Origin of the sequence: Bartonella sp. AC10YNML (genome assembly GCF_042196825.1) — a bacterium.
Lineage (GTDB): Bacteria > Pseudomonadota > Alphaproteobacteria > Rhizobiales > Rhizobiaceae > Bartonella.
In genome coordinates, this window is record NZ_JBHIRA010000003.1 from 74,000 (window position 1) to 95,464 (window position 21,465).

The 21,465-nt window shown below is 40.2% G+C and carries 15 protein-coding genes and 2 pseudogenes; 13 read left to right on the forward strand and 4 right to left on the reverse strand.

What is annotated here, in order from left to right:
* Positions 1 to 376: 376 nt before the first annotated feature.
* Positions 377 to 1,288 (forward strand): RNA polymerase factor sigma-32, encoded by a 912-nt coding sequence (locus ACFINA_RS02655; protein ID WP_142415995.1) that lies wholly within the window; start codon positions 377 to 379, stop codon positions 1,286 to 1,288.
* Positions 1,289 to 1,590: 302 nt separating this feature from the next.
* On the opposite strand, the gene ACFINA_RS02660 is transcribed toward ACFINA_RS02655, so the two are convergent.
* Positions 1,591 to 3,168: a M48 family metalloprotease gene (locus tag ACFINA_RS02660; protein ID WP_375606570.1), complete on the reverse strand. Its 1,578-nt coding sequence runs from the start codon at positions 3,166 to 3,168 to the stop codon at positions 1,591 to 1,593.
* Between the two features lie 146 nt (positions 3,169 to 3,314).
* Here ACFINA_RS02660 and ACFINA_RS02665 point away from each other — a divergent pair, with 146 nt between their 5' ends.
* The 4 genes and pseudogenes from ACFINA_RS02665 to ACFINA_RS02680 all read left to right on the forward strand — a co-directional run bounded on the left by ACFINA_RS02665 (position 3,315) and on the right by ACFINA_RS02680 (position 7,421).
* Positions 3,315 to 3,950, forward strand: coding sequence for a thiamine diphosphokinase (locus tag ACFINA_RS02665; RefSeq protein WP_375606569.1), 636 nt, complete (start codon positions 3,315 to 3,317; stop codon positions 3,948 to 3,950).
* Between the two features lie 100 nt (positions 3,951 to 4,050).
* On the forward strand, positions 4,051 to 4,437 hold the full coding sequence (locus ACFINA_RS02670; RefSeq protein ID WP_375606568.1) for a hypothetical protein: 387 nt from the start codon (positions 4,051 to 4,053) through the stop codon (positions 4,435 to 4,437).
* A complete protein-coding gene (locus ACFINA_RS02675) occupies positions 4,437 to 6,299 on the forward strand; it encodes an ABC-F family ATP-binding cassette domain-containing protein (protein ID WP_375615063.1) in 1,863 nt (620 codons plus the stop codon). The genes ACFINA_RS02670 and ACFINA_RS02675 overlap by 1 nt, the downstream gene beginning before the upstream one ends.
* 558 nt (positions 6,300 to 6,857) lie before the next feature.
* Positions 6,858 to 7,421: pseudogene (locus ACFINA_RS02680) on the forward strand (GNAT family N-acetyltransferase).
* 536 nt (positions 7,422 to 7,957) lie between these two features.
* Here the strand turns inward: ACFINA_RS02680 and ACFINA_RS02685 are convergent.
* A complete protein-coding gene (locus ACFINA_RS02685; protein ID WP_005774567.1) occupies positions 7,958 to 8,218 on the reverse strand; it encodes a DUF2312 domain-containing protein in 261 nt (86 codons plus the stop codon).
* 256 nt (positions 8,219 to 8,474) lie between these two features.
* On the opposite strand from ACFINA_RS02685, the gene ACFINA_RS02690 reads away from it, so the two are divergent.
* Together ACFINA_RS02690 and pyk are read left to right on the forward strand one after the other, a co-directional pair.
* Positions 8,475 to 8,963, forward strand: a complete 489-nt coding sequence (locus ACFINA_RS02690; protein ID WP_375606567.1) for a DUF1036 domain-containing protein — start codon at positions 8,475 to 8,477, stop codon at positions 8,961 to 8,963.
* Entirely contained in the window at positions 8,960 to 10,396 is a 1,437-nt protein-coding gene (gene pyk, locus ACFINA_RS02695; RefSeq protein WP_375608411.1) for a pyruvate kinase, read from the forward strand. The genes ACFINA_RS02690 and pyk overlap by 4 nt, the downstream gene beginning before the upstream one ends.
* A 1,465-nt stretch (positions 10,397 to 11,861) precedes the next feature.
* Here the strand turns inward: pyk and ACFINA_RS02700 are convergent.
* Both ACFINA_RS02700 and ACFINA_RS02705 read right to left on the reverse strand, forming a co-directional pair.
* Entirely contained in the window at positions 11,862 to 12,245 is a 384-nt protein-coding gene (locus ACFINA_RS02700) for a cell division protein ZapA (protein ID WP_375606565.1), read from the reverse strand.
* A gap of 12 nt (positions 12,246 to 12,257) precedes the next feature.
* Positions 12,258 to 12,533: a DUF4164 domain-containing protein gene (locus ACFINA_RS02705; RefSeq protein WP_005774573.1), complete on the reverse strand. Its 276-nt coding sequence runs from the start codon at positions 12,531 to 12,533 to the stop codon at positions 12,258 to 12,260.
* 334 nt (positions 12,534 to 12,867) lie between these two features.
* On the opposite strand from ACFINA_RS02705, the gene tkt reads away from it, so the two are divergent.
* The 6 genes and pseudogenes from tkt to ACFINA_RS02735 all read left to right on the forward strand — a co-directional run.
* Complete coding sequence (gene tkt / locus ACFINA_RS02710; protein WP_375615022.1) at positions 12,868 to 14,874, forward strand: transketolase; 2,007 nt, start codon at positions 12,868 to 12,870, stop codon at positions 14,872 to 14,874.
* 203 nt (positions 14,875 to 15,077) lie between these two features.
* On the forward strand, positions 15,078 to 16,085 hold the full coding sequence (gene gap / locus ACFINA_RS02715; protein ID WP_375614514.1) for a type I glyceraldehyde-3-phosphate dehydrogenase: 1,008 nt from the start codon (positions 15,078 to 15,080) through the stop codon (positions 16,083 to 16,085).
* 510 nt (positions 16,086 to 16,595) lie between these two features.
* Positions 16,596 to 17,789, forward strand: a complete 1,194-nt coding sequence (locus tag ACFINA_RS02720; RefSeq protein ID WP_375615064.1) for a phosphoglycerate kinase — start codon at positions 16,596 to 16,598, stop codon at positions 17,787 to 17,789.
* Between the two features lie 111 nt (positions 17,790 to 17,900).
* Positions 17,901 to 18,932 (forward strand): class I fructose-bisphosphate aldolase, encoded by a 1,032-nt coding sequence (locus ACFINA_RS02725; RefSeq protein ID WP_375615023.1) that lies wholly within the window; start codon positions 17,901 to 17,903, stop codon positions 18,930 to 18,932.
* A gap of 756 nt (positions 18,933 to 19,688) precedes the next feature.
* On the forward strand, positions 19,689 to 20,030 hold the full coding sequence (locus ACFINA_RS02730; protein ID WP_375610290.1) for a hypothetical protein: 342 nt from the start codon (positions 19,689 to 19,691) through the stop codon (positions 20,028 to 20,030).
* Positions 20,031 to 21,097: 1,067 nt separating this feature from the next.
* A pseudogene (locus ACFINA_RS02735) lies at positions 21,098 to 21,381 on the forward strand (integrase arm-type DNA-binding domain-containing protein); the annotation flags it as partial.
* Positions 21,382 to 21,465 lie beyond the last annotated feature (84 nt).

Below are 21,465 nucleotides of genomic sequence, written 5' to 3' on the forward strand. Positions count from 1 at the left end.
CACTTATTAGTTGTATTGTAAAGCTGAAAGCATAAATAAATTCTTCAATTTAAAAGGAAACGGAACCGGTTATCAAAAAACGGCATTTCTTTTGCATGATCACTTTATTTTTTTGCTGTTTTGTCATGAAAAGTGAAAAGAAAGTTTTTTCAAATATTTCATAGGCTAAAAGGCATATTGTAAAGGCATTTTGCAGGTGAAATTGTGTCTTATGACAAGAAGTTTTACCATGACAGTAAAAAAAACAATTGCGATTATAAAATTACACGTTAAAGTAGTGGTTACAGAAGTTAACAACTTTTGCGTTCTTTTTAAGCGAAGAACAATGATGTCGTTGCCAAATCAATTTTGATAAATTTAATCGCAAGGGGTTATTATGGGTAATCTTTCAAATGCTGTTTATAAAAGCAGCAAAAATTATAGCGATGCAGACAAAAGCTTAGGACGTAATATGATGCGTTCTGCTATGCAAGCACCTTATCTTGAACGACAAAAAGAGCATGATTTGGCTCTGCGGTGGAAAGACAAACGTGATGATGATGCCATGCATCAAATTGCAGCGGCTCATATGCGTTTAGTGATTGCTATTGCTAATCGCTTTAAACGTTTCAAAATGCCATTGGGGGATTTGGTACAAGAAGGGTATGTGGGACTATTGGAAGCAGCTGCACGTTTTGAACCTGATCGGGAAGTGCGTTTTTCAACATATGCAACGTGGTGGATACGCGCTTCTATTCAAGATTATATTTTGCGAAACTGGTCAATTGTTCGAGGGGGAACCAGTTCTTCGCAAAAAGCACTTTTCTTTAATCTTCGGCGTTTGAGAGCAAAACTGGTGCAGGATGATAGTGCTTTATCGAAACAGGATATTTTTCGCACAATCGCTGAAAAACTCGGCGTTTCTGTGCGTGATGTTGAAACCATGGATTTTCGTTTTTCCAGTTCTGATAATTCCTTGAGTGTTTCTGTTTCTGAGAACAGTGATAATCCCATTGCAAAGATGGATGTGTTGGTGGATGAGAGTCCTCTTCCTGATGCTTTAATTGAGCAAGTCATTGATGGTCAACGGCGTACACAATGGCTTTACGATGCGTTGCAAATTCTCAACGAACGGGAGTTGGAAATTATTCGCTTTCGTCGCTTAAATGAAGAGGGTGCGACTCTCGAAGTTTTGGGTGAAAAATTAGGAATCTCGAAAGAGCGCGTGCGTCAAATTGAAGCTAGGGCTTTGCAAAAATTGCGTTCTGCTCTCCTTACGATTCATTCAGAAGATGCTTACGATATATAAGCAGTGAAAGGCTTTTGGGGGGGAAAGAGAATATATTAAGTGGGGGCATATGAGAATATGATAAAGTCAGCTTTAGGGGATGGCCATATTTGTTTAGGAATATGCCTCTTTGGGAGTGCTACTGATAAACAGAAGAAGATAGGGGGCTGTTAGTTTGGAGGAAATATATATCAAACGGAGACCTATAAAGGCATGATGAAGTTGGATTTTAAAGTGTTCCTCTTTATTTTCGAATATGCTTTAAGGGGGGGGCGTGATACAGACAGAAAAGAATCAAAACTGTAACGGATGAGAAGAAAGGCTTATTCTGTAATAATTTTCACTTTTGTACCTGCGGGTAAAGTTTGCGTTGGTGAGAGGGCGTTGAGGATGCGAAAGAGTTTTTCTTTATAGGGTGTGTATTGCATTTTATCTGCAAGATTGGCAACGGTTTCTCCTTGTTTAACACGGACAACACGGATTTTTAAGGGCTGCAATTTTTTTAACTGTGAAGATGAAAGAGAATGAAAGCTTTGTAGCGTTTTTTGGGCAACCTCTGCAAAATTTCGAGAATTATGTGGAGCGGCCGTCAAAAAACGAAAGATGTGGTTGTTGAATGGAATGACAACCACATCAAATTGCCATTGATCATTGGTAGCATGGGCCCGCGCTCCAAGTAAACTTTGGTTTTGGGATTCTTGACGCATAAATTCTTGATTGCGGAGCCCTTGAATTGTGATGGGGCGGATAGATGATTGATCTAGACCGATAATCCAGCCGCTTTTCAAATAATCACTCGCAGATATTTCAGCAGGATGTGGAATAGCGTCAAAACGAATCGCAATTTTATCTGGTCCACTGGCCCAAACAGTGTGTGCTGAATGTTCTATTGTAAAATTGTTTGGAACAGAAAAAGCTATGCGCAATTGTGGGTGAATAAATTGGTTGCCTCGTACAAAACCTGTATAAAAGCCTCCTCCAAAAATTATGCCATCAAGGCTTTTGAGAAAAGAATCATGATCGGATATTTTATTATTCCCTTTACTGATTTTACGCGCTTTTTCTATCGCAAGCCGAATGCGTTGAGGGGTAGTTGGGTGAGAAGCTAGAAAATCTAGAGAGGCATTTTGGGTGCCAGAGATATTACGCAAAGCACTATAGGCTTCCATTGTTTGAAGAAAGCGCGGTGAAGCAAAAGGATCATATCCTGACTGTTGGAGCATTTCGAGTGCAAGGGAGTCAGCTTCCAGCTCTTGATTGCGGGAAAATTGCGCGAGTTGTTGCTTGTTTTGCATAGGGTTATGAAGTTTTTTGCCAATAGAAGAAAGAAGACGTGAAGACATGTGATTTGTCATCTTTAATTGGGCTTCTTTTTGCAGGCGTAAAATGCCATGATTGGCTCTGATATGTGCTATCTCATGGGCTAAAATGGCTGCAACTTCTGAAGAATCATTGGCTAATGCCAGCATGCCACGGGTGATGTAGATCGAACCATTGGGGAGCGCAAAAGCGTTTACAGTTTCTGAGTTTAAAATTGTTACAGAATAGCTTTGATGAGAACTATGTGATGCAACTGCCAGTTTACGGACAATCTTTGCTAAAAGGTGTTCAAGTTTTGCATTATGATAAGCGCCACCATACATTTGTAAAATACGTGGGTGTTGCAGAGCGCTTAATGTGACATAGATATTGTGATTGTTGACACTTTTGATAGTTTTAGAAGAAATGGAAGAAAGCCTGTTATTTTGAGAAAGGGGTGTATGACAAGCCGAAAGGAGAAGTGTTAAACTTATGAAAGTTGCTTTATACAGGCATGAGTGAAAAAGAAAATTGCGGTGAAAAATGGGGTGCGTTGGACCATGGTGCACATTATTTCTGCGGAGTAATTTGGCAAATTGCATTTGTATCTTTGTATCGTATGTTTCTTTAAGAAAGGCATTAGGAGTAGGGATTCGTTTGGCTATATCACGCTTTTTGTTTATAAAAAATGACTCTCACTTATAAAAGATGCACTGTAAAGAAAATTTTGTGAAAGGCAAAGTATGGCATGACAACATTTACGATATTATTAAATGGGGATGTTCATATCACTGATCGTTTGCTTAATCAAATTCAAAACAGTCGGGTAATTGCTGCTGATGGTGGTATGCGTCATGCGGCAGCGCTTAATGTGATGCCTGAGTTGTGGTTAGGGGACTTTGATTCATCAGATGAGAATTTAATACGTCAATATAGTCATGTTCCGCGTGAAGTTTTTCCTTCTGATAAAGATATGACAGATAGTGCTCTGGCATGTGAAAGAGCGCTGCAAAATGGCGCTAAAAAGCTTATTTTATGCGGTGCTTTGGCAGGGAAGCGAAGTGATCATAGCCTTTCTCATATGACGCAAGCGTTGATGATGGCTGAAAGGGGTATTTCAGTGTTGTTGACAAGCGGTTTGGAAGAAGGTTGGCCGGTTTTGTCAAAACCTTGTTCGTATGATTTGCCTAAGGGATGTTTGTTTAGTATTATCGGTTTTTCTGATTTAAAAGGTTTAACGCTTAAGGGAGTAAAATGGCAAATTTGTGACAAAAATGTGTCATTTGGCTCTTCTTTAACACTTTCTAACCGTATTTGTGGAACCTTTTCTTGCCATTTAGGTTCTGGAAAAGCTATATTGTTAGCGTCTGTGCCTATTCCATAAAGCTCTTCCAATATATTTTGAATAAGGCAGAGGGGGGCCTAGTGATGAAGTGCCGACATAAACGATATATGTATTGATCTTGAGAAGGAAAGGTTTTGATATGTTAAAATCAATTTTTAAAGTGGCCGTTGTTTCAGCCATTGGTTTCAGTTCAGTCGCTTGTACTACAAACGATGAACGTGTTGCACGTTACGGCGTAGGAGGAGCAGCAATCGGTGCTTTGGCTGGAACTGCTATTGGTGGAAGTACGCCTGGAGCAGCGCTTACCGGTGCAGCATTTGGTGCTTTGGCTGGAACAGTAACAGGTGCAGCTGCAAATCAAAGAAAACAACAAAGACAGGCATCACAATTGTGCACGTATCGTGGTCGTAGAGGGTATGTTTACCAAGCTCCTTGTGGGCAGAGAGTTTCTGTTAGACAATTATGTGCTTACCGTGATGCAAGAGGGGTGATGTATAAAGCACCTTGTCCGCGCCGCGTTCGTTAATGGCGGTGCCGCTTCTGCGGCTTGACCGCATTTTCTTAAATTTTGGAAAAACGCCTTTGCTCAATCAAGCTTCTTTATCGGTTGAGCAGGGGGCGCGTATTGCGTTGGTTGGCCGTAATGGTTGTGGAAAATCGACCCTGTTAAAAATTGCCGCAGGAATATTAGAACCTCATGGTGGCGAAATTTTTCGCCACCCGCGAGTAACGTTCCGTTATGTCTCACAAAATCCGGATTGTTCAGGATTTGAAGATATTAATGCTTATATGGAAGCGGGGCTGGACGATACATCTGATGTCCAGTGGATCAATACGCTTCGCACAAATTTAGGGTTTTCGGGGACGGAAAAATTGGAAACGCTTTCGGGAGGCGAAAAGCGGCGTGTTTCGTTGTTACGGGCCATTGCTGCAAAACCCGATATTTTGTTCTTAGATGAACCAACCAATCATCTTGATTTACCAACTATTGAATGGCTGGAAGCTGTTTTGTCTTCTTTGCGTTCAGCGATTGTGGTGATTTCCCACGATCGGCGATTTTTAGAAAATGTTACGCGGTCAACGGTATGGCTTGATCGTGGCACAACCAAAAGACTGGAAAAGCGTTTTTCAGAATTTGAAAATTGGCGTGATAAAGCACTGGAAGAAGAAGCCATCGAACAGCATAAATTGGGGCGCCAAATTGCTCGTGAAGAGCAATGGTTGCGTTATGGCGTGAGCGCACGGCGTAAGCGTAACGTACGGCGCTTAGGCGAATTAAAAGACTTAAGACAGCGTCATCAAACCTATAAAGGGCAGCCAGGAAATGCACTTTTGACAGCAGCGAAAAGTCATGATTCTGGGCAATTGGTGCTTGAAGCAAAGAAAATTTCAAAATCCTATGGTGAGCGCATGATCGTGAAAGATTTCTCTTTGCGCATTCAGCGGGGTGATCGAATTGGTTTGGTGGGACCTAATGGTATCGGAAAGACAACGCTCCTGTCTGCATTAATTGGGCAAGAAGCCGTGGATAGTGGAACGGTGAGGCATGGCTATAACCTCTCCATGGCATTGCTTGATCAGCAGCGTATTTTAAATGAAGAAGAAACTTTAGCGCATTATTTAACGGGAGGAAGAGGTGATACTCTTGTGATCAATGGGCTGGAGCGGCATGTTGTTTCTTATATGAAAGACTTTTTATTTTCACCAGAACAAGCACGCACTCCCCTTAAAGAATTTTCAGGGGGAGAAAGAGCACGCCTCATGCTTGCACGCCTTCTTTCGCGTCCTGCAAACTTTTTGATTCTTGATGAACCGACCAATGATTTGGATATGGAAACTTTGGATTTGTTGCAAGAATTTATTGCTGATTTTGCGGGAACAGTATTGTTGGTCAGTCATGACAGAGACTTTTTAGATCGTACTGTAACGCATATGTTGGCACCTCAAGGTGATGGTCATTGGGTTTTGTATGCGGGTGGCTATAGTGATATGATAGCGCAAAACCAGCATGCTCTTCGTTTACAACGCAAAAAAACAGAATTATCGCAGCGTAAAGCACCTTCAAAATCTCAAGCGGGAGAGCTTTCAAAGCAGGACTCATCAACAGATCATAGCTTGGTAGGGCGGGAGAAAAAAACACGAGGTAAATTGTCTTATAAGCAGGTTTATGCATTAGAAAAATTGCCTGAAGAAATCGCTATTTTGCAGGACGAAATCAAAAAAATTGAGCAAGAGCTCTCTGATCCAACCCTTTATCGCCGCGATAAAGAACGTTTTGAGCGTTTATCAACGGCATTGGAAAAAAAGAAAAATACTTGCACACAAAAGCAAGAAGAATGGCTAGAACTTGAAATTTTACGCGAAGAAATGGAAGCGTGTTCACGGTAATATCTAAAAAACTTTAAAAGATTTGTATTGCATCATCGCTTTTCTTTGATTTGTTACAAGAGTTTGTGGCTGATTTAGCGGGAACAGTGCTGTTGACGAGTTATGGCAGAGACTTTTTAGATTGCACTGTAACATATAGCATTTCAAGGCGATGGTCATTGGGATTTCTATACGGGGGCAATGATATGGTAGCGCAAAACAAGCATGCTCTGAGCTTAAAAGGCAAAGAAACAAAACTATCTTTGCTGGGAGCTTTTTCAAAATTTCATATATGGAAGCACGCCAGTTTCATTGCATACTTTGCCAGTCCCCAATGTTGCTACAGCTCCTTTGGAATTTGAGAGCATTCGTAAGAAACATGCCCTTGTCTTTACCTTATGCTTTAAAGATACCACCTCCGCTTATGACGGAAAAGCAAATGATCCTCATTAATTCTAACATAAGAAGTGTTGTGATGAGAAAAGCTTACTGTATTCGATATTATGATTTGAGTTTAAAAATGATGATTTGTTAGGATAAATCAACATGTTATTGTAACATTTCTAGGAGGAGAAAATGATGGCGATTAAAACAAAGCGAACAATTTCCACATTGATCGGTTTAGAAGATGCAGTTGAACTGTCTTCTTATTTCCTCCGTAATGCGAATCACCTGCGTCCTTTTGAACCTGTTAGATCTGATGGTTACCACAGCCTAACGGCTTGGGAAACACAAGCCAATGCATTTGCTTGTGAAAGTGCAAAGGGACAAGCATACCGATATGCCGTACGATTAAAAAATGAAAACACAATTATTGGTGTTGTGAATTTTACAAATGTGATTCTGGGTGTTTTTCAAGTCTGTCATCTTGGTTTTTCTCTTGATGAAAAACAACAAGGAAAAGGTCTCATATTTGAGAGTTTATAGGCTCTAATACGGCATATCTTTCATATTTATCATCTGCATAGAGTGATGGCAAATTATAGACCTGAGAACATAAAAAGCGAACGTTTATTAAAACGCCTTCATTTTGAAAAAGAAGGCTATGCTAAAGACTATTTGATGATTTCTGGAAAATGGAGAGATCACATTCTAACCTCTCGAATCAATGATCTGTATGAGTCCTTTAATAGATTTGAATAAAGTTTTGTTAAGGGTCTTTTTATCAAATGTATAAATATGCTGCACTTTTCCCTATCCTAAAAGACGAAGATCCTTAACCACCTCTTCTTTTGTAAACGGTTCAGACTCTCGTTTAGCGGATTTCAACTGCTGACCGCTTTCATATGTTTCTTTTCGTAGATAATAAATTGATTTATCATCATAATTCATTTTTTCAATTTGAAGGAAGAGAGTACTCAATATCGGAAGACTTTCTCATTTCAAATCTCTAGATGTTTAATCATAAAAACACCTCTCTTGCACATCACAAACTGGGTTGGCATAGGTTGGCATACAAGTGAGGGTTTATGTGGATAAAAATGATTGAAGAATAAGAATAAAAATTCTCTGTATAAATCCTTTTAAATGTGAGGGCTGTTATAAATATTGTGTATTCTGTGACCGATAGTCTCGTTACAAGTTACACAAACTGCTTATTGTTTGGGTGAAATTTTTATACATTCATTTGTTTTTTATATTTTCTTTTCTTAGGAAAATTTCCAATGTTCTCAATGGTGTTAATTCATACCAAGCGCATTTTTATATAGCTCAATGATTGCTTCTTCTTCCATTCGTTCATGTTCTTCTTTTTTACGCAATCGTATAATGCTTCGAACAGCTTTACTATCAAAACCAGAGCCTTTAAGTTCAGTGTAAACGTCTTTAATATCATCAGAAATGGTTTTTTTCTCTTCTTCTAGTCTTTCAATACGTTCGATAAAAGAGCGTAATTGGTTTACGGATATAGCGTGTGTTTGATCGGTTACTGTATCGTTCATTGTATTTTTCTCCAAGTTATATATTTTAAGTTGTTTTTCGACGACGAATTTAGGTTAAAAAAGCTTGAAAATAAAAAGTAAGTCAAGCTACACAGTTTTTTTACAAATTGACTTTAAATATTTTGTAAAATTTTTAAAATATATGCATTGATAAAAGGGCTATAAAAAGAAAAATATACGTTTTAGATTTGAAAAGCTTTTAAAATAAAGAAATGTGTAATTTGTTTTGAGAATTTGGCATTATAGAGGAAGTTTTGTGATTTTAAAAAAACGATATTGGGTGCTTCAGAAAGGATTAAAAGTTTTTCTCTTGAGCCTTTTGCTCTTGTTTCCCCTTGTTGTTTTTGCAAAAGCTGACTTTAGGGTTTGTAATACAACTCAGCAGTCTGTAGGGGTTGCTCTTGGATATCGTACATTTTCAGGGTGGGTGAGCGAAGGCTGGTGGACTGTACCAGTGACGGAGTGTAAAACTTTAATTGAGGGGCCTCTTGCTTCACGGTTTTATTATTTTTATGCGGAAGGGGCACAAAAAAAAGGGAACTGGGCAGGCTCTGTGACCATGTGTGTGCAAGATAGCCAGTTTACCATTCAAGGGGTTCATGATTGTTTCCCTCGAGGATATCAAAAGGCTGAATTTAAAGAAATCGATACCGGAAATCAAACCAGTTGGATGGTACAGTTGACGGATGAGTCTTTGCTAAACAATTCAGTTATACCTTCTCTTTCAGGAAATTCTCCACCGTGAAACGTGCACGTAAAGTAAAAATTATTGCCACTCTTGGTCCTTCTTCTTTTTCTCGTTTGATGATTGAAAAGCTTTTTAGGGCAGGGGCAGACGTTTTTCGTCTTAATATGAGCCATACTGATCGTGATATGCTGGGTGATTTGGTCAAGTCTATACGAGAAGTTGAAAAAACAGTTCGACGCCCCATTGGTATTTTAGTGGATCTTCAGGGGCCAAAACTGCGTGTGGGGCGTTTTGCTAAGGGGCAAGCAGATTTGCGTGTTGGGCAAAGCTTTACGTTAGATAATCGCGATGTTCTTGGTGATGCACAGCGTGTTTTTTTCCCTCATGAGGATGTATTTTCAGCTGTTAAACCAGGAAATCGGTTGTTGATTGATGATGGAAGGGTGGAACTGCGTGCGCAAGTTTGTGATGGTCATTCTATACAGTGTCGCGTGGTTGCTGGAGCCCGTATTTCTGATCGAAAAGGTGTCAGTTTTCCCGATACAATTTTGCCTTTTGATGCGATGACGTCAAAAGATAAGGGGGATCTTCAGGCTCTTTTACAGCAGCCTGTTGATTGGGTTGCTCTTTCTTTTATTCAACGTCCAGAAGATATTATGGCGGTGCGTCAGTTGACGAAAAGCAAGGTGTCTTTGATGGCTAAAATCGAAAAGCCTCAAGCCTTGGAGCATATAGAGAAAATTATTGAGGTATCTGATGGCATTATGATTGCACGGGGTGATCTCGGAGTGGAAATGCCTTTGGAAAAGGTTCCTGCACTTCAGATGGAGCTCATAAAAGCTTGTCGTTTAGCAGGAAAGCCTGTTGTGGTGGCAACACAAATGCTCGAATCAATGATCACATCTCCTGTTCCGACACGCGCAGAAGTGTCGGATGTTGCTACAGCAGTTTATGCAGGAACAGATGCGGTGATGTTGTCGGCTGAATCTGCTTCTGGTCGTTATCCTGAAGAAGCTGTGCTTATGATGGACCGAATCGCGCGGCAAATCGAACAGGATCACACTTATGCCGCTCAGGTTGGAGCACAACATCCAGCACCAGAATCAACAGGAACGGATGCGATTTCTCTTGCTGCGCGTCAGATTGCTGAAACACTTGCGCTATCCGCTATCGTTGCTTATACGGCTTCAGGAACAACGGGGGTGCGCGCCTCTCGTGAACGCCCTAATAGACCGATTATTGCTTTATCTCCCATTGTGGAAACAACACGGCGTTTGGCTCTCGTTTGGGGGCTTCATTGTGTGGTCACGCAAGATGCACGGAGTTTAGAGGATATGGTTGATCGTGCAGCAGCCATTGCATTTCAGGAAGGTTTTTGCAAAGGGGGAGATCGCTTCCTTGTGACAGCTGGTGTTCCCCTTGGAACGCCTGGTGCGACAAATCTCTTGCGTATTGCTTCTGTCTCTCAAGATGGAACGAAAGGGATTTGAGCCGTTTACGCATGGTGTTTTTTCATGCGCCTTTGAACAGGCTTTAAAAACAACGGCTGTTCGTCTTTTGTGAATGCCTCCATAGACTCATTATTCTTTTATCTCCTATCGTAAGATAGCAAGATATTGCGTTAGGTCGTCCAGTTTGGTGATGGGAGCAGATCCGGTGATATTGTCTTTTGATTTTGTTTTAGTTCTGAGGAAGCTGCTTTTACGGTAGGGCATTTAATGGGAGCCCCCTTTTTATTTCATTGAGGCATATTGGGAATTGCTTTATTGATGTTTATACGAGCGAGATGTTCATTGATAATGAGAATTTATTCTTTTTCTTTTTGGATGAGAGCCTTGAAATTGTTCTCATTTTAAACTTTTGCAAACAGAATTGAATAAAGTTAAAATTATGTACCTAAAAAATCGTACTGGTATGTTATAAGAAAAAGTGATGGGTGAATGTGTTTTTAAATATGCTTTGTCGGGGAATTTGCAACATATTGATTTATAATGATAATTTATCGTTATTAAACTTGAATTAGAACCCCGAATACCGTAAGATTATCTTAAATTTATTTATGTTTTGTTAATCATAACTCTTTGCTTGTACGTCATAAGTGGGTGGGACATGTGGGTAAAAATTGTACAAGAAAGGCATACTTCTTATGAAGCGTTTCAAGAGCCAAGGGGGCTGTTGCAATATTGAGGGCTGACTATAATGATGATGCCGACTTGCTCTTTCTTTTATTAAGCTTGGAGATTTTGAGGGGTGGGGAGAGAAATATGGATTATTTGTTATAAGGATAAAGATGTCGGTAGAGGATGGTTTCAAGAGCTATTGTTGTTTATGATGTTTGAGGTTGTATGAGATTAACATACTCTTTGGGTTTGACTTTTTTCCTGCTCTAAAGGATGAAAATACTTAATTCACGCTGGTTTATAAATGATACGGTTCTTTTCGGTGGGTTTCATCGGATGGACATTTCAGGCGCAAAGACTCTATGGTGCTTATATTATCAAATAGCGGTGTTTTACGGTATAATAGATAAGGTTATTTTTTAATATATATTGTATTATCTAGGGGAAAGAATTTTTTGGCATGCATTCATAGGGAACATGAATATAGCTCTTTTTTTCGAAGGGTGCTTTATTTGTTTGTTGTTGTTGTCATTTATATGATTTTTTTTACAATAATGTTGGTTTTGTTATCTTATTGCGCTTTTAAAAGACATCTCATTTGAAATGTGGTGATATAAGGTAGCCTCCTTGATATAGGAAGTGTTTGTGCGGAGGTGAAATATTCAGGGTAGGGCTTTCTTGTTGAGGTTTAAGTTAATCCCATAAGTCGTGAGTAGCTGGAATCCTTCCTATAAAAAACCAGACTGTTTACACACTGGTGTGGGTTTTAGGATTTTTGTTCTGTAAGGTGTGAGAGGCAAGTCAAATCTTGGTTTATTACGCGCTGATGTACTTTTTAGAAATCTTCCTGTTCTTGTTCTTGAATGTTTGTGCAGTTTTGATCATCTTTGAGCAATTGGTTGGTGAGATTTTCAATGCGTTGTGTGGTGTCACGCATAATTTTCCCCATGGTGCGGTCTCTTTCGTTGTGGAGTCGTAAAAGAGTGTTGTAGTCTTCTTGTAATTTTTTATTTTCTCGTTTTATTTCTTCCATTTCATCAATAATCATTATGCCAGCCATAACCGATAAACGATGGTCGCCAATTTCACCAAAATTGTTCTTTAAATGTGTGATATATTGATCTAATTGAGCAGCAAGCGCAATAAGACGACGTTCTTGTCCTTTGTCACAAGCCATGCGATAAATTTTACCATCAATGGTAACGGAAACAGTTTCCATACATTCAAACCTTTATCTATCAATGACAACACGAATTGTTTCCATTGCTTTAATAAGACGTTTGGAAACTTCTTTGTTTACGGACTCTAAGCGTTCAATTTGGGCTTCAGCTTTGTCAAGCGCTTGGGCAAGATGGCTGCGGTCAGCATTCATTCGTTGGATTTCTTCTTCCCATTCGTTATTTTTATCAATAACGGCATTGCGGTTTATTATGGTGATCTCTAAAGTTCTAAGTGCCTTTTCTAGGTGCTCTAAAGCATCTTGTAGAACTGTAGTCTCTTGGTTCATTGCCTTTATCCTTTGGGTAATTGTATCCTTTATCAATGTGTTATGCAAAAACGAATCACTTTCACTCTTGTGTTGTGTGCATTTTATTTTTAAGTATGTAGGATATTTTAGCAAGCAAAGCAGGGGATAGATATAAATTAAAAGCTGGATTTTTTGCGCGTATTGGCATAAATGACATGGATATACAGAACGCGTGAGGGGAATGTTATTAATATTATTGAAGTGGTGGCAAAAAGTCTCACGCTAAGGATTAGAAAATAGTATTTCTTGAGAACTTTAAGAGAATACGGAAAAAGCAACAGAATAACGTATTTAACGAAATGGTCGATTATTCATGACAAACACCCACCAACAGAATCAGATGGCCAATGCTATCCGTTTTCTTGCTATTGATGCGATTGAAAAAGCAAATTCTGGTCATCCGGGTTTGCCAATGGGAGCAGCCGATATTGCTACGGTTCTTTATACAAAATTTCTTGCTCATGACCCCAAAAAACCTCGCTGGCCTAACCGTGATCGTTTTGTGTTATCAGCAGGACATGGGTCTATGTTGCTTTATGCTCTCTTGTATCTTTCTGGTTATGAAGATATTGGCATTGAAGATCTCAAAAATTTTCGCCAATTAGGAGCAAAGCTTGCTGGGCATCCAGAATATGGGCATGTGGCGGGAATCGAAACAACCACTGGTCCTCTCGGACAAGGATTGGCTAATGCCGTGGGGATGGCTCTTGGAGAGCGTTTGCAAAATGCCCGTTTTGGTGATCTTATCAACCATTACACTTATGCGTTGGTAGGCGATGGATGCCTTATGGAAGGGATATCTCAAGAAGCACTTTCCCTTGCCGGTCATTTGAAACTCAATAAGCTTATTGTGTTGTGGGACGATAATAATATTTCTATCGATGGAGAGATTTCCCTTGCTGACAGTACAGATCAGATTGCGCGTTTTAAGGCATCTGGTTGGGAGACACATAAAGTCAATGGGCATGATCAAGCAGCAATTGCGCGGGCTATTGAGGCGGCACAAAATTCCGATAAACCAACTTTGATCGCTTGTAAAACAACAATTGGTTTTGGAGCACCCAATAAAGCGGGTACCAATAAAGTTCATGGTGCCCCTTTGGGTGCACGAGAAATCACTGAAACCCGTATCGCTTTAGGGTGGGATGCTGAGCCTTTCGTTATTCCAGCCGATATTCTCGATAATTGGCGCTTGGCTAGTCTCAATGCTGCTAAAAAACGTCAAAAATGGGAAGAAAAATTTGCTGATCTTCCTGTTTCAGAGCGTGTGGAGTTTGAAAGATTGATGCGGGGCGATCTCGTGGGCGGATTTGATGGCGCTATCGATGCTTATAAACAGAAATTGGTTGAAGAGCGCCCCGTTGTTGCTACGCGTAAAGCTTCGGAAATGGCTCTTGAAGTGATCAATGAAGTCATTACGGAAACCATTGGTGGTTCTGCCGACCTAACAGGGTCCAATAACACAAAAAGCAGCCAAATGAAAAGTATCTCTGCAGATGATTTTTCAGGGCGCTATCTGCATTATGGAATTCGCGAACACGCAATGGGCGCTATAATGAATGGGCTTGCTCTTCATGGGGGCTTTATTCCTTATGGGGGAACATTTTTATGCTTTTCTGACTATATGCGTCCCGCTATGCGTTTGTCTTCTCTTATGGGGTTGCGGGTGGTTTATGTCATGACCCATGATTCTATTGGTCTTGGTGAGGATGGTCCTACCCATCAACCTGTGGAGCATTTGGCTTGCCTGCGTTCCATGCCTAATCATCTTGTATTTCGCCCTGCTGATGCCATGGAAACAGTCGAATGTTGGCAATTGGCTTTGAAAGCACGCGGAACACCTTCTACCTTGGCTTTGAGTCGACAAAATCTACCGCTTTTGCGTCAAGAGTATGAAGAAGAAAATCTCTGTATGCTTGGTGCTTATGAATTATTAACGGCCAGTGATGAAGCGCAAGTGACTTTATTTGCTTCCGGTTCAGAATTGCAAATTGCGGTACAAGCACATGCGGTTTTAGAAGAAAAAAATATCCCAACGCGTGTGATTTCTGTTCCTTGTTTTGAACTTTTTTCTCAACAATCTCTCTCCTATCAGCGTGCTCTCATTGGAGAGGCACCGATTAAAATTGCTATTGAAGCTGCTGTCTCCCAAGGATGGGACCGTTTTATTGGCTGTGATGGTGTGTTTATTGGTATGGAGGGCTTTGGGGCAAGTGGAACAATTGATACCCTTTATGCGCATTTTGGTATTACTTGGGAAAATGTCGTTGCGACCGCAGAAAAAGAGCTTGGAAAGATCAAAGAGGAAAAGACAAAATGACAACTTGTGTTGTCATGAGTTGGTTTGGTCGTAGGGCGTCTATACTGTACAGTGTTGTGGATGATCTTGTGCATTATTGTGGATAAGTAAGTGATTAATCAAGATATTGACGTTATAGGAATTAATGATTTGGGATTGATGAAATACCTATTTATTGTGTTTTAAATGGTGTGCTTTTAAAAATTGATGAGGAAACATGTGAAATGACGGTTCGTGTTGCAATTAATGGGTTTGGTCGTATTGGACGCAATATTTTACGTGCGCTTGTAGAAAGTGGACGACAAGATATTAAAGTGGTTGCAATTAATGATTTAGGATCTGTGGAAACAAATGCCCATTTGTTGCGCTATGATTCAGTTCATGGGCGCTTCCCTGGAACTGTTGAGGTGGTGGGGGATGCTATTGATGTGGGAGGTGGTTTAATAAAGGTATGCGCAGAGCGTGATCCTGCTCAATTGCCTTGGAAAGATTTGGATATCGATATTGCTTTGGAATGTACGGGCATTTTTACGGCGCGTGATAAAGCAAGTGCTCATTTGGAGGCGGGGGCAAAGCGTGTTCTTGTTTCTGCGCCTTCTGAAGGAGCAGATCTTACGGTTGTCTATGGGGTTAATCATCAATCTTTAAGCAGCGAGCATCGCGTTGTTTCAAATGCTTCTTGTACAACCAATTGTTTGGCGCCTGTTGCACAAGTTTTACACAACACGGTGGGCATTGAAAAGGGCTTCATGACAACAATCCATTCTTATACGGGTGATCAACCTGTGTTGGATACAATGCATCGGGACCTTTATCGTGCACGTGCGGCAGCTCTTTCTATGATTCCTACCTCAACAGGAGCGGCAAAAGCTGTGGGATTGGTCTTGCCAGAATTAAAGGGATTGCTTGATGGTGTATCGATTCGTGTTCCAACCCCTAATGTTTCTGTGGTTGATTTGACATTTATTGCTAAGCGTTCCACAACAATCGAAGAAATTAATACAGCTATTGCTGCTGCTGCACAAGGTTCTTTGAAGGGAATTTTAGACACGACAGAAGAGAAACTCGTGAGTTGTGATTTTAATCATAATCCTTATTCAGCGATTTTCCACAATGATCAAACCAAAGTAATTGATGGTCAGCTCTGTCGTGTTTTGGTTTGGTATGATAATGAATGGGGCTTTTCTAACCGTATGAGTGATACGGCTGTGGCTTTTGCTAAGACAATATAAGAGGACCTCAGGGTCCTCTTTTTATAGGAAAAAGTCTCATTTTTGTGCAATTTTGAGAAAAACAGATAGAGGCTGTTGTTCTCATGCGCTAGAGAGAAGAGCTATTGAAACATTGATGATGTGTTTTGTTTTAATACTGGGTCAATACGTGCTTTTAAAAGCTGAATAAAAGAATAAACTTTGAAAAAGCAAGATCTGAACGAGATACCCTTTGAGAAAACGTCATAAAAAAGGAGATGTAAATTCTTTTGCCTAGAAGTAAAAGGAAGCTTTAATAGAGATCAAGTTGAGCCAATGCATTTGTTTGCCACAATGGAATATGAAGATTAATAGCAATGGTGGGCTTTTGTACATTTGACGATAAAAGCTTTGGATTTTTAAGCACAGGGTGAGAGATAGGATGTTGTGGATCTCTTGTAAAAGCAAAGAGGGGATAATTGGAAAGAAAAGTGGGCAGGGTTGTTGGATGCGTTTTTATTTGAAACAATGGAAAGTGAAGAGGAAGCAGTGATGGGGTTTCGTACACTTGATGATGTTGATGTTTTGGGCAAACGTGTTCTTGTGCGCGTGGATTTTAATGTTCCTATGGCACTGGGCAAAGTTTGTGACGAGACACGTCTTGTACGACATAAAGAAACACTCGTTGAGCTACAAAAGCGTGGTGCTAAACTTATTCTGCTTTCTCATTGTGGTCGCCCCAAAGGAAAGGTAGAACAAGAGTTTTCACTCCGTCCTGTTGTACAAGTATTGGAAAAGATCATTAATCAGCCGGTTGCTTTTGCTCCTGACTGTATCGGTTCGGCGGTGCAGGTTGCAGTTGAGTCATTACAAAATGGGAGTGTTTTACTGCTTGAAAATGTTCGTTTTCATTCAGGGGAAGAAAAAAATGATTGTTCTTTTGCAGAAGCTTTGGCTCATAATGGCGATCTCTATGTTAATGATGCTTTTTCAGTTTCTCATCGTGCCCATGCTTCGGTAGAGGGCATAACGCATTTGTTGCCTTCTTATGCAGGACGCTCTTTGCAAGGTGAATTGCAGGCATTAGAAAAAGGATTGGGCAATCCAACACGTCCTGTAATTGCCCTTGTGGGAGGTGCCAAGGTTTCTAGTAAGCTTTTTGTGCTCAATCATTTGGTGGAAAAAGTCGACTCTTTGGTTATTGGTGGGGGCATGGCCAACAGTTTTTTAGCGGCGCAAGGTATCCATGTAGGGAAATCACTGTGTGAACATGCATTGATGGAAACAATTAAAAAAATCATTAAAAAAGCGCAAGAGTGTCAATGTAAGCTTCTGCTCCCTCAGGATGCTGTCGTTGGATTTCGCTTTGAAAAAGATGCACCACATCGTCTCTATGACATTGAAGATATTCCACAAGATGGCATGATTATGGATGTTGGTGCACGTTCTATTGCGCATATCAATGCTGCAATTGATGAAGCTGCTACCCTTGTGTGGAATGGACCCCTTGGTGTTTTTGAGATGCCTCCCTTTGATAAGGGAACAATTGCCGTGGCACGCTATGCAGCAGAATGTAGTCAAAAAGGGAAACTGGTTTCAATTGCGGGAGGAGGCGATACGGTTTTCGCTCTTAATCATGCTGGTGTTGCCAATGATTTTACTTATCTCTCGACTGCTGGAGGAGCTTTTTTGGAATGGATGGAAGGTAAGATTTTACCTGGCATTTTTGCCCTTATGCAAGCTTAAATGTTTATTTAAAGTGCAGCTAAAAAAAGAACTGTGTGTTGTTGTGTAGAGTATATCGCGCGTGGTGCGCACTTTTGGAAAATTTAAAGACAAAATAAAGAGGATTTTTTTATGAACGAACGGCTTGAAGATATTGCACTTTCTTTGGTGTATACAGGTAAAGGTATTTTAGCAGCAGATGAAAGTACGGCAACCATTGGCAAGCGTTTTGAAAGTATTGGTGTTGAATCTCATGAAGATAGTCGCCGTGCTTATCGTGAAATGCTTTTTAGCGCAAAAGAAGCTATGGAAAATGCCATTTCTGGAGTCATTTTATTTGATGAAACCATTCGGCAAAAAGCATCAACTGGACAAATGTTGACGGATCTTATTCGGGATTCAGGCGCTTTGCCAGGCATTAAAGTTGATACGGGAGCCAAACCATTGGCTGCTTTTCCGCAAGAGACAATTACCGAAGGGTTGGATGGTCTTCGTGAGCGGCTAAAAGATTATTATGCTTTGGGAGCACGTTTTGCTAAATGGCGGGCGGTAATTGCTATTAATGCCGATACTTTGCCAACAAGAGGGGCCATAAGACAAAATGCACAAGCTCTCGCACGCTATGCTGCTTTGTGTCAGGAGTTGAATATTGTGCCCATTGTTGAACCGGAAGTGTTAATGGATGGACCGTCGTGTGGGCATTCCATTACGCGTTGCTTTGAGGTGACACGCGCTGTTTTACAGGCTGTCTTTAAAGAATTGTTTGAAGCCCGTATTCTTTTGGAGGGGATGATTTTAAAGCCCAATATGGTGATTGATGGCAAGGATGCACGCAAGGCTAGTGTTGAAGAAGTTGCTGAAAAGACCGTCCAGGTGCTTAAACAAACGGTTCCTGCTGCTGTTCCAGGAATTGCTTTTCTTTCTGGAGGACAGTCCGATCAGGAAGCAACAGCGCATTTATCTGCCATGAATTCTTTAGGCTCATTGCCTTGGAAATTGACCTTTTCCTATGGACGCGCATTGCAAGCAGCAGCCTTAAAAGCATGGGCTGGAAAAGATGAAAATATTGCTGTTGCACAGAAGGCATTTCGTCATCGGGCTCGGATGAACCATCTTGCGGCCTTGGGACAATGGACAAAAGAACAAGAAAAAGCGTGCGATTGAAGCACAAGCTCTGTTCTTAAATGCGGGGAGATTTTTCATATTTCTGCGTGATTTTTGGTGCCCTCATCATGATAAAAATGGCGGGGGCGTTTTAGGCTTGAAAGCTTTTTCAGAGAGTTTTTTCCTTGGACCTTTTAAAAGCCTTTAATGGGTGCTATCGAGAGATAAGATTGCGGGAGAGGTGCAATTTCGAGAAGCGGAGATAATGCTAGGAAATTTGTGAATGCACAGCACTTTAGTATGGTGTCGTTCATGAGGTGGTACTTGCTTTTTGCGTGAAAATCATAAAGCTCATACTGTATTGAAGAGTTTGATATTGTGATATTTTTTCTTTTTCATGTTATCATTACTTGTCATCAGCAGAATTTATTTGATTGCAGTTTTAAAGGTGGATTAAGCGGGTAGATTAGAGAGTTGCGATTTCTGAGCGGATTGAAATACAGCTTATGAAGCTTTTCTGCGTCAGGATAGCTTCCTCTTCAATGGGGGTAGTTTTTCTATTGGCGAACGAATTGAATAACTCTTGCGAAAGAAAATAGATTTGCTCCTCAATAAAACACCTATTTTTTCGTTAAAATGAATAAATTTTTCTTGTATTTTTTGATGATATAATTAAAAATAAATAGCTTCATAGCATCTTGGCTTAAAACGGGGGGAGTTGTGGACGGTATATCTTCTAAAAATAACAGTATATCTTCTAAGAATACAAGCATCAAAAGAAAAAATCGATACGTAGAACAGAGCTTTTCTGCAATTATGATGCGAAAATTGTGCAATATGGTGCGTAGGGTATTCGAAGGGATCTTTACAGTATTTACTTTCACAATTTTTCTTATCCTGTTCAGCATACGTGGACCGGTTCATGCCGTATTAAGCTTCTTTGCAGGTGCGAGTGGAATAACGTGCTTTTTCTTTTTTGTCGGATACTACTTACAACGCCGCGAAGCAACAGCAGATGAGGCCGGTATATCGCTCACATTACTTTTAGCAATTGGTGAAGGCATTTTTTCTATTTGCTCCCTGTATGCTGCGTGGGGTTACGACGCTCTCTTATTCCGTTTAGCACCTCCTGGGTATGTTCTTATTCTCCCTGAATAAATAGGGTGCAATTCGTTTGCATACAAATCAAAATGAGAGGCTGTCTGCCTCTCAAATTCTTCATAATCGCTCTCCAAAATAATGACATCAGACCCGCGTTTTTAATGAAGGGACTAAAAAGCCTTGGGTCCTTAAGCCTCAAGGCAACCCTTTACAAGGGTGGTGCGCCTAACGGCATCCTTGATTAAGACACCCAAACGGCTTATGAACAAACTCTCTTATTAAGCCACATCATCTTTTATCCCTCTCATGCAGCTCTGAAGTCATGATATAAGGGGAAAGCTTCTCATCGTGCCTAAATGGTACCTTATCGTATGTTAAATGGAAAAATAAAAAAAGCATCTTTATGCAATATAATCCAATTATGATTTTTTGATTTAAACATAAAAGACTTAAAGTCTTCTACAAGACTGATACAATAAAAGAGGGAAAATCGCCTATCCTTAGAAACTAAGACATATTCTCGGTGCTCTTGATATAGTTATATCACCAAATGATTTTTGAATGACTCATCCTTTTGGCTCTATCCGCTAAAAGGTCATTTTGAGGGTTCTTGGTTAATGAATGTAAAGAAAAATTAGCACGTAATATTTCGCTTTGCTGGTATAGATGCCGAATGAGTTAATTATCTAGAGGATCACTGAAGAGGGAGCGCTAAAAAATGATGAAAATCCGCTGCACTTCGATGAATTTGTGATTGAAGATATAATCGTAGAACTTGGCTTATCTGTTCTTGAAACAGCTGAATGATTTGAAATGGTTAGGGTGTGTATTTTACACACACTTGGCTCGCTATACAAAAAAATTATGATTTCGTGCAAGCTTTAAAACATAAAGACCCTAAAGATATATCATATTTGCACAATACATTGACTTATAATGATAATTTAGCATTATTTATATTGAATTAGTCGCCCGAATAACGTAAGATTTTCTCATTTCAAATCTGTTTTCTTGGATCAATCAAAACCATTCCCTTGCACATCACAAGCGGGGCTAGCGTGTGGGTAAAAATATAGAAGAAAAGATTTAAAATCCCTCCTATGACCCCTCTCTAGTGCCAAAGGCTGTCGCAACATCCACGAGCTAGCAAAGAGTGTGATGGTGCCGTCTTTCTTCTTCACAAATGTAAAGATGAAGGTGCTCAATAGCTTTACCGTTATAGCATTCATGGACGCCGTCGCGAAATGGACTTGGGTGCTCTTTGAGAGATATATCTTTAAAACAAGCCCATGAAACTGCAACAAAAGGGCGTTCTGTTTTCCATGAGGAACAAAATCCCATTAAAAAACGGAATAAACAAAAATGTGAAGCAATAAGCAATCTCCATTATTTAAAAGATATTGCTCTGAGCTAGCCAAAGAGTGTGATGGTGCCGTCTTTCTTCTTCACAAATGTAAAGATGAAGGTGCTCAATAGCTTTACCGTTATAGCA

Excerpts from the sequence above, each read along its gene's own strand:
- ACFINA_RS02655 (WP_142415995.1), top strand. The coding sequence starts at position 377 with ATGGGTAATCTTTCAAATGCTGTTTATAAAAGCAGCAAAAATTATAGC.
- ACFINA_RS02660 (WP_375606570.1), bottom strand. The coding sequence starts at position 3,168 with ATGCAATTTGCCAAATTACTCCGCAGAAATAATGTGCACCATGGTCCA.
- ACFINA_RS02665 (WP_375606569.1), top strand. The coding sequence starts at position 3,315 with ATGACAACATTTACGATATTATTAAATGGGGATGTTCATATCACTGAT.
- ACFINA_RS02670 (WP_375606568.1), top strand. The coding sequence starts at position 4,051 with ATGTTAAAATCAATTTTTAAAGTGGCCGTTGTTTCAGCCATTGGTTTC.
- ACFINA_RS02675 (WP_375615063.1), top strand. The coding sequence starts at position 4,437 with ATGGCGGTGCCGCTTCTGCGGCTTGACCGCATTTTCTTAAATTTTGGA.
- ACFINA_RS02685 (WP_005774567.1), bottom strand. The coding sequence starts at position 8,218 with ATGAACGATACAGTAACCGATCAAACACACGCTATATCCGTAAACCAA.
- ACFINA_RS02700 (WP_375606565.1), bottom strand. The coding sequence starts at position 12,245 with ATGGAAACTGTTTCCGTTACCATTGATGGTAAAATTTATCGCATGGCT.
- ACFINA_RS02705 (WP_005774573.1), bottom strand. The coding sequence starts at position 12,533 with ATGAACCAAGAGACTACAGTTCTACAAGATGCTTTAGAGCACCTAGAA.
- tkt (WP_375615022.1), top strand. The coding sequence starts at position 12,868 with ATGACAAACACCCACCAACAGAATCAGATGGCCAATGCTATCCGTTTT.
- gap (WP_375614514.1), top strand. The coding sequence starts at position 15,078 with ATGACGGTTCGTGTTGCAATTAATGGGTTTGGTCGTATTGGACGCAAT.
- ACFINA_RS02720 (WP_375615064.1), top strand. The coding sequence starts at position 16,596 with ATGGGGTTTCGTACACTTGATGATGTTGATGTTTTGGGCAAACGTGTT.
- ACFINA_RS02725 (WP_375615023.1), top strand. The coding sequence starts at position 17,901 with ATGAACGAACGGCTTGAAGATATTGCACTTTCTTTGGTGTATACAGGT.
- ACFINA_RS02730 (WP_375610290.1), top strand. The coding sequence starts at position 19,689 with ATGATGCGAAAATTGTGCAATATGGTGCGTAGGGTATTCGAAGGGATC.